The sequence below is a fragment of the Mesorhizobium jarvisii genome (assembly GCF_003601985.1).
GTDB lineage: Bacteria > Pseudomonadota > Alphaproteobacteria > Rhizobiales > Rhizobiaceae > Mesorhizobium > Mesorhizobium jarvisii.
In genome coordinates this window covers 1-404 of sequence record NZ_QZXA01000042.1, presented here as the reverse complement: position 1 = coordinate 404, position 404 = coordinate 1, and the positions used below count along the sequence as shown (strand labels likewise).

At 57.2% G+C, this 404-nt stretch carries 1 protein-coding gene; it reads right to left on the bottom strand.

Annotated features, from left to right (window positions below; translation table 11 throughout):
- Nucleotides 1-24 precede the first annotated feature (24 nt).
- A partial coding sequence (locus D3242_RS33210; protein WP_281004737.1) for an inositol monophosphatase family protein occupies nucleotides 25-404 on the bottom strand: 380 nt, incomplete at its 5' end.

The following is a 404-nucleotide window of genomic DNA, read 5'->3' as shown; positions in this document are numbered from 1 at the left end:
ATACACTGTTTCTGCCATCTGAATTTAGTAAATAGACACTCTGAACCCCGGATTCAGGAACGACTCACGCGGAGTGTAATCCAGCGGTTTACCCTGCCAGTCGTGAACGTGCGCTCCGGCAGCTGCAGCTACAGCATGTCCAGCGGCGGTGTCCCAAATATTCGTTGGTCCGAAGCGCGGGTACAGCTGCGCCTGTCCTTCCGCCACCAGGCAGAATTTCAGCGAAGAGCCGATGGACGTGGTCTGATGTTCGCCAAGCTGTTGCAGATACTCTTTCAGCTCCGCATCCGCATGGGAACGGCTGATCACCACCAGCGGCGGGCGCGCATCGCGGACCTGAATCTGCTTGCGCACACCGCACTCTTCTTTCCACGCTTTGCCTTCTGCCGCGCTGTACATTACGT